We start from the raw sequence: 13628 nt of genomic DNA on the forward strand, positions 1-13628 counted from the left end.
AACCTAGAAAGTACCTCTATTTAGAAAGTATATGTAGCTTTCACGTAATAGAAGCCACCGTTAATACCATATGGTGAAGTCTCGTAGTATTTACCACCCCAGTTGTTATTAGGGATGCCAGTACGGTCGAAGAAATCAAGCTTTTCTGCTTCTTGGTCGAATAAGTTTGTCGCACCAACTGACAAGCTAATTTCTTCAGTTAGGAAGTAAGTAACTTCTGCATCAATTGTTACTGCTGCATCAGCTGTTTTAGCTGTTGCATCGTAATCTACGTGAACGCCTTGGTATTCGCCATAGTAGTTAACACGTGTAAATGCAGAGAAGTTCTCCCACTGTTGTGCCCAGCTAAGCGTTGCACGGTGATTTGGTAAGTCATTTTCTAAACGGCTTACTTTAAATTCACCTGTAATTGGGCTCGACTTAGTTACTTCAGTGTCGTTCCAGTTATACGCTAAGCTGAATGTTGAACTACCACCTAATAATTCAGTTGAATAGTTTGCAACAGCGTCAACACCTTGTGTTGTTGTATCAAAGTCATTTGTGAAGAAGCTTACTTGCGCTAAGTTTTGTACATTTGGTACACCAGCCGCTTCAAGCGTGTCTTTGTCTGCTTGGCTTAACTCAATTTTGTCTGATTGACTGATACGATCATCAACTTGGATGTTGTAGTAATCAATAGTGAAGAATAAGTCGCCAATTGTCCATACAGCACCAAAAGTGTAGCTTTGCGATTCTTCAGGTTGAAGTTCTGTACCACCTAATTGCACAGCAATTGGGTTTGTTGGTGGTAATAGTGCTGAGTCAACTAGAACACCGCTGCTTAAGTTAGTTTGTACGTTACTTACGTTAGCTTGACCAACTGTAGGAGCACGGAAACCAGTACTGATTGAACCACGAATATTCAGGTCTTCAGTTAAGTGGTATTGAGCAGTTAACTTATAGTTAGTTGTTGAACCGAATGTATCGTAATCTTCATAACGTAGCGCTAAGCCCATTAGGAAGTCGTCAGTGAATGGTGCTTCAACATCAACGTACGCCGCATAGTTACGACGTGTATATTCGCCTGCATCAGATGGTTTGAAACCAGGGAAACCATTTGAACCGATACCAAAACCTTGCTCTGTTAGAGGGCCCGCAGTAAATGAAGCTACGTCGCCAGATACAACTGTAAACGTTTCTTCGTGCCATTCAAGACCACCCGCAACGTTAACGTCATACGCTAAACCAAAGTCAAAACCCTTTGATAAATCAGCGTTAAAGTTTTTCTCTAATTGTGAGTACTTACCAGGGCTAAAGTCACGCGGGCTGTCTGGGCCTAATGACGCATTGATTGTGTCATAAATGAAATAGCGTGATTCGTTGTAACCTACTGTACCGCTTAAGTCATAGTATGCACCTTCAAGGAAACCAGATGTGATTTCACCTTTGGTACCAATTGTTAGTGCAGTATCTGTTATGTTACCACCGAAGTTAGGTGTAAAACCGCCCGGAAGCATTTCGTTAAACGCAAAACAATCTGGGTTGTTAGCAACTAGATCGATGTATCTTTGGTTATCTAAAACGTTATCATCAATCATGATATCGGTAGGACAGTTACCGCTCATATCGCCAGTTAAATCACCAACAAGTAGTGTTTCACCGCCATCATTTGAATAAACACCCGGACGAGTATGTGGGTTACGATAGTAGAAACCACCACGCACATCACGCTCAGAGTAGTTACCAAACATATAGAATTGCGCTGTGTTGCTTATATCTAAACCGATGTTACCGAAGATAGAGATATCGTCATCAACCTCAGGTGCACCCCAAACTTGCGCAAGAGAAGATACTTCTGGTACACCCGCTGCGTTAAGTGCAGCAGCATCTGGGCGTTGAACTGAACGGCTTGTCGCGTCAGCTGTTTTATATTGGAAGCTTAAGTTAGCAAAGCCGCTATCGGTAAATGGTAAGCCCACGTTACCTGAAATTTGCGTTGTATCGCCATCGCCTTCATAGTATTCGCCTTGACGAATTTCGAAAGAGCCACCTTCAGAGGCATCTTTTAATACAAAGTTCATTACACCGGCGATTGCATCAGAACCGTATTGAGCTGCTGCACCATCACGAAGTACTTCAACTTGCTTTAAGGCAATGCTTGGAATAACTGAGATATCGGCACCCTGAGCACCATCATTGATACCACCACCTAAGAAAGCGATTACTGATGCACGGTGACGGCGTTTACCGTTAACAAGCACAAGTGTACTGTCAGAAGGAAGACCACGTAAGTTTGCTGGACGAACAAGTGATGCAGCATCACTGATTGGGTTTTGGTGAACGTTAAAAGATGGTACAGAGCCTTTTAGTAGCTCAAGCATATCGGTGTTACCACCTTTGTCTAGCTCTTCACCACCGATGATATCGATTGGTACCGGTGAGTCACCGATTGAGCGAGGTGCAGAGCGGGTACCAACTACCGCAATCTTCTCTACATTTTTATTAACCTTTGTTTCTTCAGTTGCTTCTTCTGCCGCAATTACAGATCCAGATACAAACAGACCTGCAGTTGTTGTTGCTAAAGCAAATTTAATTGCTTGTTGCAGCGCGCTATTTTTGAATTTCATTCTGACTTCCCCAGTTAGAATAGTTATGATTAGGTCACCAACTCTAAATTGGTGTAAATAACTTATACAGACTGTGAAAATAATTTGCAAATTGTTAATTTAATGTTGTTTTGGTTGTGTTGGTTATTCTGGCATTCACTTTATTTGGGTTATGTGTATGAATTTTAAGGGGATAATTTATTCTTTGTGATTTATTTTTTTGTGAAAATTTATATAAAATATCTAAAAAAATTTTAAAAACAGAAAGTTTTGAGTGAAATGTAGGCAAAAAAGGAATTGGAACGGTCTATTTTGTTTGTTGCTTATCGTTCAGTAGTTGCCACTGTTGAAGCTTTTCTTTGTATTCATCCCACACGCATGGGCAACAGCTACCACCACCGCAACATTCATCAGAAGCGGGCTTTGTTGGTTTTTGCTCGTCCTTTAGTTGTTTTTGGTCCATTTGAATTAATGAAAAATAATTAATAATAGAGTGCTAAGGATAAGTCAAAAACTAATATAAGTAAATTATGCTTTGTGAACTTCGTATGCTGTGTGAAAATACCTAAATGCGATTATACAAAGTTATTCATAGGGCTCCGTTCAGAGTAGCCAAAATTACCAAAAAGCGTCAAACATTACGTTTTAAGCGCGCTATGGTAGCACTTAAAATCGCGCTTGCTCAAGAAAAGCAAGAAACCAAAGAAATGCTTCATATATATAGGCGGTACACTCAAGGCTTAGCTAGTAAAGAAGAGTTACATACTGCTAATGAACAATTCTTAGATATCTTGAAAGGCTTGGGTTTGGGTGTATTTGCTGTATTGCCATTTGCACCCATTACCATCCCCCTTGTTGTTAAGTTAGGGCAGTGGGTTGGTGTTGATGTATTACCAAGTTCATTCAATATTAATAAGTCACTTAAAGAGCTAGACCAACAAGTCGAAAAAGAAGAAAAAGAGAAGCAAAACAAACACTGATTTGGGTTTGGCAATCTGATTTTGCCTATACCTTTTGTACCAAGATATTGGTATGCTTAGTTATCTTTTCTTTATAACGAGTCGTTTAATGAGTGCATTAATTCGCCATTCTTCAACGGGTATTCCCCTTTCTTTTATTGCAAAAGCAAATCTTACCGATTGGTTAACTGAGCAACCACAACCACTTCAAAACTGGTTATCAAACTGTGATTTTAAAAATAAAGGCATTGCCCTTATTGCTGATAGTGAGTCGGGTTCATTGGAGCATGTTTATTGCTTAGTTAATGATCTTAATGACTTTTGGTTAGCAGGCGACCTATCTACGAAGCTTCCTGCAGGTTGCTATCAAATCCAGGGTGATGACACTTTCGTTGAGCAAGTTGCACTTGGTTTTGTGTTAGGTGGGTACGAGTTTAGTGAATATAAAGAAAAAGCTTCACCGCGAGCGCAGCTTGCTATTGCTGATGAAAGCCTAGTTAAGCGTTTAACTGAGCATGCCAGCGCAATTAATTTAGTGCGTGATTTAGTCAATACACCTGCTGCAGATATGATGCCACAACATTTATCACAAGTGATGGCTGATTTAGCTGACACCTTTGATGGTGAGTTCAGCGAATGGGTGGGTGATGAATTATTAGAGCAAAATTACCCAACGATTCACATGGTTGGTCGTGCTTCGGAAAACAAACCGCGTTTACTTGATTTACGTTGGGGTGCAAAAGATGCTCCGCAGATTACCTTAGTTGGTAAGGGTGTTTGCTTTGATTCTGGCGGTTTAGATTTAAAACCAAGTTCAGGCATGCGTAACATGAAAAAAGACATGGGCGGTGCCGCGCATGTTATTGGCCTTGCACAGTTAATTATGGCTGCCAACTTACCAATTCGCTTACGTGTATTGGTACCTGCGGTTGAAAATGCGGTTTCTAGAAATGCATTTAGACCAGGTGATGTGATCAAAACCCGTAAAGGGATCACTGTTGAAATTGATAACACCGATGCCGAAGGCCGTTTAGTTCTGTGTGATGCACTTGCTGAAGCACAAAACGATAATCCAGATCTAATCGTAGACTTTGCAACCCTAACAGGCGCTTGCCGAGTAGCATTAGGTACTGAATTACCAGGCTTTTTCGCCAATAATCGCGATGTTGCGAACAAATTAATAGACGCAGGCGAGAGCTGTCATGACCCTGTTTGGCAACTTCCTTTATTTGATCAATACAAAGCATTATTAAAAAGTGATGTAGCAGATATCGCCAATTGTGCTTCAACGCCATTTGGTGGTGCAATCACTGCCGCGCTTTACTTAAAAGAGTTTATTGAACCAAGCACGCCTTGGGTTCACTTCGATGTGATGGCTTGGAACGTACGCTCATTGCCGGGTCGTCCTGCAGGCGGTGAAGCATTGGGTATTCGTGCCGTGTTTAATTATCTACAAGATCGTTTTCAATAATTTAGAGTTGATATAGCTCTAACGGTAAATCATCGGGATCGGCAAAAAATGTAAATTGCTTCCCGGTGATTTCATCCACTCTTATTTCTTCTACGCTAATACCTTGTGTTTCTAAATAGTGTTTTGATTTTGCAATATCGGCAACTTTAAACGCTAAATGGCGAAGTCCTTGAGCTTCTGGGTAGCTTGGTCTTTGTGGCGCGCCAGGAAACGAAAACAACTCTAATTGGCTGCCATCAGGAAGCGCTAAATCTAATTTATACGAGTCACGTTCAGCGCGGTATAGTTCGTGAATAATCGGCAGTTTTAAAACTTCACTATAGAAGTGCTTTGACTTTTCATAGTTGCTACAGATGATTGCAGCGTGATGTATGCCTAATAATTCCATGGTCTAATCCTTTTATGCTCATAAAAAAACGCGGACTAAGCCGCGCTTTTCTATTAATGAGTGTAGGGTATTACTCTGCCGCTTTACATGCCGCAACAGCTGGTGCAACAAGTTCAAGACCTGTTTTATCACACTCAGGTAGAGCAGCATCAGATACCGCAATTGGTGTCACACGATCGCCCCATTTAATATAACTTGCAGCCCAAGTTAAACCAGCACCAAAGGCTGCTGACATTATATTTGAGTTAGGCTTGATGAGGCCTTGCTCAACAGCTTCACAAATTGCAATTGCAATTGTCGCTGCAGAGGTATTACCGTAATCGGCAATGTTCACCATGACTTTGTCGTCAGCTACTTTTAAGCGTTGCTGAATGGCTTGGATGATACGTAAATTAGCTTGGTGAGGAACTAATACATCAATATCATCAAGTTGCAATTGCGCTTGGTTTAGCACGTCATCACAGGCTTCACTCATGCCTTTAACTGCACGTTTGAAGATTTCGCGACCTTCGAATAATAAGTTTGACGGGCCAATTGGCTCATATTTATTTAAATCGCTACCAAAGTTCTCAATATGCAGGATATCGCGGTCTTCACTATCACAGCCTGTTTTAGTCGCAAGTAAGCCTGATGGCGTATCTGAGGCTTCTAACACAACGGCACCCGCACCATCACCAAACAGTACAGCACTGTCTCGACGTGACCAGTTGACATACCAAGTCATGCGCTCAGCAGCAATAACCACGGCCTTTTTAATCATACCAGCACGAATTTGTGCTGTGGCAGCTTGTAAAGCGTATAAAAAGCCTGAACATGCAGCGTTAGTATCCATTGCTGCAGCGCCAACAGCGCCAATGTTTTTTTGCACTAATGAGGCGGTATTAGCCACCATCGTTGATGGTGTACAGGTTGCTAATAACACTAAGTCTATGTCTTTGCCGTCAACGCCAGCACAAGCTAGGGCATGTTTTGCAGCAACAGTAGCAAGTTCAGCAGTAGAAACATGGCTGACACGGCGAGATTTAATGCCTGTACGTGTAGTGATCCATTCATCGTTGGTATCAACAATGTTACTTATTTCATCGTTGCTAATGCTAGCGGGTGGTATACATTTACCCCAGCCAGTAATTTGGGCATAAGACATAATGTGTTCTCTTTATGTGGTCAGACTTGTTAAAATTTTTCAAAGTTATACCAAAAATCACCTCTCAACACTAGCTTAACGCTTTACTACGTCGTAAATAATGGCATTTGTTCGATATTTAAGTTAAACCTAGTATAAAAAAGAGGCGATTATGAAAAAAATAAACTTAAAAATAAGCACATTATCGGTACTGTCCTTATTATCTTCGTTTACGGTTAATGCACAAACCACCATTATTCACGCTGGAAAAATGCTGGTAGGCACTGAGCAAGATGTCAAAGAGCAGCAAACACTGGTTATTGACGATAACAAAATTACTGCCATTAAAGCAGGCTATTTAACACAACAGCAGTTAAACCTTAGTAATGCAGATGTTATTGATTTAAAAAATCAGATGGTTTTACCAGGCCTGATTGATATGCATGTTCATGTTACCTTTGAGCGTGATGCAAAGCGTAACCCACACCAATGGGCAACTGAATACGAAGCAGATTATGCACTTCGTTCTCTAAAATATTTACAGCACACAGTCGATGCCGGTTTTACTTCTGTGCGCGACCTTGGTAGCAGCTATCAAGTTATCTTCCCATTAAGACGAGCTGTTGAACGTGGCGACATTGTTGGTCCGCGTATTTTTGCTGCAGGAGACATGATCACACCGACCGGTGGTCACGGTGACATGCATGGCTATCGTCGTGATATTACCAAAGCAACACAAGGCGGTGGCTTGGGTGTGTGTGATGGTGCTGATGATTGTACTCGTGCGGTACGCGATGTTATCAAAAGTGGTGCCGATGTGATTAAAATTACCGCGACAGGTGGTGTGTTAAGTAATACTGCTGCGGGTGTGAATCAACAATTTACTGATGAAGAGCTCAGTGCCATTGTTAACACGGCTCATCATTTAGGTCGCAAGGTAACGGCCCATGCTCATGGCACAGAAGGTATAAAAGCGGCACTCAGAGCTGGGGTTGATTCAATAGAACATGGTTCATTTTTAGATAAAGAAACCGTTAAATTATTTAAAAAGCAAGATGCTTATTTAGTCCCAACTTTACTTGCTGGTGCTACAGTAAAAGAAGAAGTGCAGAATAACCCAAATATGCCAAAAGCAATTGCTGATAAAGTCGAAGTTGTAGCGCCCAAGATGGAAGCATCGTTTAAGTTAGCGCTTAAAAATAACGTGAAAATTGCTTTTGGTACTGATTCAGGGGTGTCTAAGCATGGTGATAATGCCAAAGAATTTGAATTACTGGTTAAATACGGTATGACACCTAAAGAGGCAATTAAGTCCGCAACTGTTGAAGCTGCTAAACTATTAGGCCAAAGTGATAACCTAGGTGACTTGAGTGTTGGTAAACAAGCAGATATTATCAGCGTTAATATGAATGTGCTTGATAACATTAGTGAACTTAGACAAGTTAACTTTGTTATGAAGGGCGGTAAAGTGCTCAAACAGTAAGGGTTACTATGGGCGGCAAAATTAAAGAAACTTTATTTAATCATTTGATTGATGCCGAAAGGCAGTTGTTAGAGCCTGAGGTAAGACAATCTGCAGAAGCACTTGATGCTTTGCTAGATGATGACTTCATCGAAATTGCAGCAGATGGCACGTCTTTTAATAAGTTCCAAGTGTTAACCCGTTTGCCGACTGAGGTGGTACCGCAGTTTTACAATCAACATTTTAAAGGCCGTATGCTAAGCGATAACATAGCCCAATTGAGCTATCAGGCGGCCTTTAGACGTTCTGCTCGCTCAGAATTTAACTATTCAATTCGTATGTCATTGTGGCGTTTTAACGGTAAACAATGGCAAATGGTGTTTCATCAAGGCACGCCATGTGCTGTTTTTACAATTTCTATGGATGATGAATAATCATTAACACCTCTGCTATGCAAACTGATCCGGCTCTTAGCCGCTTACTGGTGTTAAGAAGTGCCGCAATTGCAGTGCAATTTATTGCTGTAATGGTTGTGTACTTCTTATTTGAACATCAAATTGCCTTACTGCCTTTACTATCCGTTATTCTAATTGAAGCTATTTTTCAGCTGTTGAGCATATTTGCTTATCGAAAAGTAACAAAAGCGAAACCTTCTGCTGTATTAATGCAGTTAACTGCTGATTTATTGTTTTTGACGATACTTTTGTCATTGAGTGGTGGGGCAACTAACGCGTTTGTGTCGTTATTGTTGTTACCAATTATGATAGCTGCGGTATCTGTTAATGCCAAAGGACTTGCCTATACCGCTGTGCTGGCAATTGCAGCTTATAGCTTTTTATTGATAAAGATGCCTGAACACACCATGCACCAAATGCAAATGACTCATCATTTTATTGGCATGTGGATTAATTTTGTTATCAGCGCCATTGTTATCGCATTTGTTATTGGCACATTAAATAGCACGTTAAGGGCCAGAGAAGCTACTATCGCAAAGGCCCGTGAACAGCAACTTAGGCATGAGCAGCTATTAACACTCGACGGTGCTGCCGCGCAAGTTACGCATCAATTAGCAACACCTCTTGCAAATTTGCAGCTTTTATTTGAAGAGTTGCAAGAACAACAAGCTGATGATCCCATTGTGCAAGAAATGGCTAAGCCATTGGCACAGTGTAAACAGCAACTTGAACATTTTAGGGCACTATCAAATGCCTTAAGAACCGGTGAAACACAAAAGGTGATCAGCGCTCAAACATTACAGCATACAATTGAAGATGCCATGACATTGCATTTTCCTGAGCAAAGCTTACAGTGGCTCAATGATGCGCCACAGTGCTCCATTTTGAGTGATGCTATGTTATTACCAGCAATTTTGAACTTGTTACAAAATGCAGTTTTAGCGAATATAAAAAACCAACAAAATACCATAGAAGCTAACTGGCAAATAGATAACCAACAACTGTCGCTTTCTTTAAGAGATTTTGGGCCAGGTTTTAGTGAGCAACAAATGTCCGCATTAGGAGGACAGTTAATGCCAAGCAAAAGCGGTATGGGTATGGCAGTACTGCTATCAAATGTAACTTTAGAGCGTTTAGATGGTTCATTAACGCTATGTAATCACCAACAGCAGGGTGCAATTGCCACCGTAAGTCTTAAGATCGTATGAAACTGTTAATAATCGAAGATGATGTAAACCTTGCCACCACACTGGCAAGGCGTTTTACAAAACATGGCTTTGCATGTGAGCTTGCCCATAACAAAGAGCAAGCAATGCAAAAACTAAACGCTGTTGATGCGAGCCATTATTTGGTTGATCTAAAACTCGGTGACGACAATGGCTTAACCTTAATTAAACCGATAAGAACACAGTTTCCAACTGCTCGCATTGTGCTATTAACCGGTTTTGCTAGTATCGCTAGTGCTGTTGAAGCAATTCGTTTAGGTGCTAACGACTACCTACCAAAACCTGTTGATTTTAATTCATTATTAAAAACATTATTGGGTGACGCTGAAGCAAACCCATCATTAGAAGATACAAAGCCGAGCCAAGTTATGTCGCCAGAGCGATTAGAATGGGAGCATATTCAACATGTACTCCATAGTAATAATGGCAATATTTCCGAAACAGCACGACAACTCAATATGCACAGGCGAACTTTGCAGCGCAAATTACAAAAAAAACCAGTTCAACAATAAATAAGCTGTTTCCTTAGTGGGAACGCGTGTTAAGTGACATCCTAAAGTATTATTTTGATGTAGACAGGTATAAATCTAAGTCTTTTTGGTTTGCTGCATCGCAGATCCTTAACTACAGTCAAATTAGTACTGTTCGTTGTATGAGTTTGCAATATGCATTTTTCAGAACTTAATTTTTTTGCTATTTTTTTTGCTGGCCTTGCCTCATTTCTTCTAGGCGCGCTGTGGTACTCACCTTGGCTATTTAAGCGAATTTGGATGGAAAGCTGTGGTTTAACAGAGCTTGATTTACAAAGTATCAATCCAATTAAAGTCTTTGGTGGTAGTTTTATTTTATGCTGCATAATCGCCTTTAGTTTATCCTTATTCATTGGCTCGCACGTCAATGTAGGAGTGGCAGTAGGTACTGGCTTTATTATTGGTTTATGTTGGGTTAGCTGTGCCTTGGGGATTGGTTATATTTTTGAGCAGCGTCCATTAAAGCTTTTTTTGGTGAATGCAAGTTACTCTATATTACAGTTTTCTCTTATTGGCCTTGTTTTGGGACTGTGGTCTTAACATGGTAGGATCAGCGTTTTAGAAGTAAAATCGGGTAGTTAATGGCTAAACCAAATAAAAAAGGTCCAACTAAAACAGTCGATATTTTTTGCTCACAATGTAAAAGCCAATTATTTAAATACCGCAAAGGTGGAAAAGGGGCCTTGGTTAAATGCTTTGTTGAGCGTATTAGCCAAGACTTTACCAATGAAACAGGTATTTGCCCTGACTGCCAACGTCAATTTGCCCGCGAGACCATGATCCGTGGCGCACCTGCTCTAAAAATCATCGGTGGTAAGGTGACGCATAAATAGGTTTTAAAATACGGACATTTATCCTCGTTTATCCCTCATGCCCTGATACTATTGTCCGGTTTGCTGTTTCAATGAATGAAAACAACCCTCCCCATGGATTGGGCCAGTTGTATGGGTATAAACACATGAACAAAATGGATTCACGCACGTGATAGCACTTTTATTTGATATTATTGGCATGACAGGCACATTCTTAGTGGTTGGTGCTTTCTTTTTATTACAACTGAATAAAGCATCGCCAACCGGCCTTGTGTATAACATGATGAACTTAACAGGGGCAATTCTGTTACTGATTAGTCTTTGTTATAACTTTAACCTTGCTAGTTTTGTTATCGAAATTTTCTGGATAGCAGCGTCACTTATTGGTCTATATAAGTACATCAAAGCAAAGCGTACAAGTAATATTGAAACAGCTTAATTAAGCTTCATATTAAAACCCATTTTTAGTTTAAAATGGGTTTTTTTGTATCTACTTCCGATAACTCTTCAACTAAAATTATAAAAACATTGCAAGCTTGCCAATCTTTTGTATTAATAGTGTAAACAATGTGTTGCTTTTGCAGCATGGGCTATTAGTACAGGTATCTCGCAGCGTGAAGCTATTTAGATGTTCAGCACTTTTTTCAATTGTAGTTGCTTCAACCATCTCTTCGGTTGCTCATTCAGCTGAAGAACAAGACTTATTTTCTTTAAGTTTTGAGGACTTGCTTGAGGTACATGTTGATCTGGCAACTAAAACTACTGAGACCTTGTCGTCAGTTCCTTCTACTATGACGGTGTTTAACCGCAAGCAAATTCAAGCACTTGGTATCGATAATGCGTATGAGATAATGAACTTCGTACCAGGTATGCAATCAACTCGTGGAGACTGGGTTGGCGCCGTGCCTAAAGACCATGCACGAGGCGTTTATCTTGATAGCGGTAATGTATTAGTGATGATCAATGGCGAGCGAGTTAATGAGTCATCATTTGGCAAAGCCTCAGTTTACATGCCTTATATTCCTATTGAAGTCATCGAAAAAATAGAGTTTATCCGCGGTCCAGGCTCAGCGATTTATGGTAGTAATGCGTTTTTAGGGGTGATGAATATTGTTACCTCTAAAGAGCGAAATGCTATGCAACTCGTGGTTGGCAATAATGGTCGCTATGGGTCAACAGGGCAGTTTAACCGCACAGTTAATGACAGTACCGCTGTATATGCGACATTTTCTTATGATCAAAAAGACGGTGAAAGCTATCCGCAAGGGGTTAAAGATCCTCTTGAAGCAATTTATCTCGAAGCGGGTGTCGATTACAAAAAGCTCAAACTAAGTGCTCGTTACAACAAGACAGAACTCGATGAGTTTTTAAACCTTGCAGGCTACTCAAAGCAAAACCAACATACTAGTGATAACACCTTTGTTGGCATTAAATATAACTGGGTTAATAACGATAAGCTAAAGCTTGACTCAAGTTATTCATACACTGAGCATAATATTTCTAGCGCAGGTTTAATCGTTGCATTTGATGATATGCCTGACTTTTTGGTTGGTCCAGCTTGGCAAACTACAGATAGTAAGTTTGAAACTGAGTTGAGTTATCAATTTAATAATCAATGGCAGCTTGCTGCAGGAGTAGAGTACTCAGAGGCTAAACAAGTTGAAGCTGGAATTCGCACCAGTTATTACGACGACCAATCAGGTCTGATAATTATAGATCCTAGCTATTATCAGCAAGGTATTGTTACTGTGATGGATTTTCCTGAGTTTGCGGCCCTCAAATACACCTTTGAAACATATAGTGCGTATGGGCAACTAAAAATCCCTTACACAAAAGCATTTACTTTATATGTTGGAGCACGCTATGACGATGTGAACAACATCGACAGCAAACTTTCGCCTCGTCTTGCTGGTGTATATGTCATAAACCCAGAGCATACCGTTAAGTTACAATATGGCGAGTCATTCAGAACACCTGTTACTAACGAGCTTTTCTCAAATGATGATGTCACAGTAGGCAACCCGGCACTTCGCTCTGAGTCAGTAAAAACCACTGAGCTGGTTTGGCATTTTCAAACATCTGAGTTACAAGCTAATGCAGTGCTTTTTTATAATGAATTAAACGACTTTATAAACATTGAACCTACACAATCTAATGATGCCTTATTTACCTTTGCAAACTCCTTTAATAGCCAAAACAGCGGTATTGAACTTGATGGTACTTGGCAATCAAATAAAGAGTTCTCTGTAACAGGTACCTATACTCAATACTTTGAAGACCCAATTAATGCAAGTTTCAAGCGGTTTGCAAGTTTAGTAACTAGTTATAACTTATCTGACAGTTGGCAACTAAGTTTAAATGTATTGTGGCGAGACAAAGTTGAGGTGAGCTCGGTGAGTGGTGCCTATTTTAAACAGTCAGCCTACACCTTGCTAGGCGGTAGCTTAAAGTGGCAGCTAAATGCCAAAAGCCAGCTAATGCTTAAGGCAGAAAACCTGTTAGGCAAACAATATAACGTGTTTGATCCACGCATGGACAATGGCGCAGTTGCTGGTACAACTGAAGATTTATCGTTACACTACCAGTTCAATTTCTAGTTGCGCTTATCTCAAAGGTT

General features: G+C 40.4%; 14 protein-coding genes. 10 read left to right on the top strand and 4 right to left on the bottom strand.

What is annotated here, in order from left to right; genetic code table 11:
• Positions 1 to 20 precede the first annotated feature (20 nt).
• Entirely contained in the window at positions 21 to 2606 is a 2586-nt protein-coding gene (locus L1264_RS08680; RefSeq protein ID WP_135926509.1) for a TonB-dependent receptor plug domain-containing protein, read from the bottom strand.
• 286 nt (positions 2607 to 2892) lie between these two features.
• The gene (locus tag L1264_RS08685; protein ID WP_135926510.1) at positions 2893 to 3048 is read right to left on the bottom strand and encodes an oxidoreductase-like domain-containing protein; all 156 of its coding nucleotides are present in this window, start codon (positions 3046 to 3048) and stop codon (positions 2893 to 2895) included.
• A 106-nt stretch (positions 3049 to 3154) separates the two neighbouring features.
• Between L1264_RS08685 and L1264_RS08690 the strand changes: the two genes are divergently transcribed.
• Positions 3155 to 3565 carry a hypothetical protein gene (locus L1264_RS08690; protein ID WP_135926511.1) on the top strand — a complete coding sequence of 137 codons (411 nt, stop codon included), beginning with the start codon at positions 3155 to 3157 and terminating at the stop codon, positions 3563 to 3565.
• An 88-nt stretch (positions 3566 to 3653) separates the two neighbouring features.
• Positions 3654 to 5015 carry a leucyl aminopeptidase family protein gene (locus L1264_RS08695; RefSeq protein WP_199526931.1) on the top strand — a complete coding sequence of 454 codons (1362 nt, stop codon included), beginning with the start codon at positions 3654 to 3656 and terminating at the stop codon, positions 5013 to 5015.
• A gap of 1 nt (position 5016) precedes the next feature.
• On the opposite strand, the gene gloA2 is transcribed toward L1264_RS08695, so the two are convergent.
• Both gloA2 and L1264_RS08705 read right to left on the bottom strand, forming a co-directional pair.
• Entirely contained in the window at positions 5017 to 5403 is a 387-nt protein-coding gene (gene gloA2, locus L1264_RS08700; protein WP_135926513.1) for an SMU1112c/YaeR family gloxylase I-like metalloprotein, read from the bottom strand.
• A 70-nt stretch (positions 5404 to 5473) separates the two neighbouring features.
• Entirely contained in the window at positions 5474 to 6547 is a 1074-nt protein-coding gene (locus tag L1264_RS08705; RefSeq protein ID WP_138558284.1) for a ketoacyl-ACP synthase III, read from the bottom strand.
• Between the two features lie 151 nt (positions 6548 to 6698).
• Between L1264_RS08705 and L1264_RS08710 the strand changes: the two genes are divergently transcribed.
• The 8 genes from L1264_RS08710 (at position 6699) to L1264_RS08745 (ending at position 13608) form a co-directional block, all read left to right on the top strand.
• The gene (locus tag L1264_RS08710) at positions 6699 to 8009 is read left to right on the top strand and encodes a metal-dependent hydrolase family protein (protein ID WP_199526930.1); all 1311 of its coding nucleotides are present in this window, start codon (positions 6699 to 6701) and stop codon (positions 8007 to 8009) included.
• An 8-nt stretch (positions 8010 to 8017) separates the two neighbouring features.
• On the top strand, positions 8018 to 8422 hold the full coding sequence (locus L1264_RS08715) for a nuclear transport factor 2 family protein (protein WP_135926516.1): 405 nt from the start codon (positions 8018 to 8020) through the stop codon (positions 8420 to 8422).
• Between the two features lie 17 nt (positions 8423 to 8439).
• Positions 8440 to 9651 carry an ATP-binding protein gene (locus tag L1264_RS08720; RefSeq protein WP_138558286.1) on the top strand — a complete coding sequence of 404 codons (1212 nt, stop codon included), beginning with the start codon at positions 8440 to 8442 and terminating at the stop codon, positions 9649 to 9651.
• On the top strand, positions 9648 to 10181 hold the full coding sequence (locus L1264_RS08725) for a response regulator transcription factor (protein WP_138558287.1): 534 nt from the start codon (positions 9648 to 9650) through the stop codon (positions 10179 to 10181). The genes L1264_RS08720 and L1264_RS08725 overlap by 4 nt, the downstream gene beginning before the upstream one ends.
• A gap of 153 nt (positions 10182 to 10334) precedes the next feature.
• Positions 10335 to 10739 carry a DUF1761 domain-containing protein gene (locus tag L1264_RS08730; protein ID WP_135926519.1) on the top strand — a complete coding sequence of 135 codons (405 nt, stop codon included), beginning with the start codon at positions 10335 to 10337 and terminating at the stop codon, positions 10737 to 10739.
• A 41-nt stretch (positions 10740 to 10780) separates the two neighbouring features.
• The gene (locus L1264_RS08735) at positions 10781 to 11032 is read left to right on the top strand and encodes a hypothetical protein (RefSeq protein ID WP_055021979.1); all 252 of its coding nucleotides are present in this window, start codon (positions 10781 to 10783) and stop codon (positions 11030 to 11032) included.
• A 148-nt stretch (positions 11033 to 11180) separates the two neighbouring features.
• Complete coding sequence (locus tag L1264_RS08740; RefSeq protein ID WP_138558288.1) at positions 11181 to 11450, top strand: CBU_0592 family membrane protein; 270 nt, start codon at positions 11181 to 11183, stop codon at positions 11448 to 11450.
• A gap of 175 nt (positions 11451 to 11625) precedes the next feature.
• Positions 11626 to 13608 carry a TonB-dependent receptor plug domain-containing protein gene (locus tag L1264_RS08745; RefSeq protein ID WP_199526929.1) on the top strand — a complete coding sequence of 661 codons (1983 nt, stop codon included), beginning with the start codon at positions 11626 to 11628 and terminating at the stop codon, positions 13606 to 13608.
• Positions 13609 to 13628 lie beyond the last annotated feature (20 nt).

The organism is Pseudoalteromonas sp. APAL1 (genome assembly GCF_021532475.1).
Lineage (GTDB): Bacteria > Pseudomonadota > Gammaproteobacteria > Enterobacterales > Alteromonadaceae > Pseudoalteromonas > Pseudoalteromonas lipolytica_C.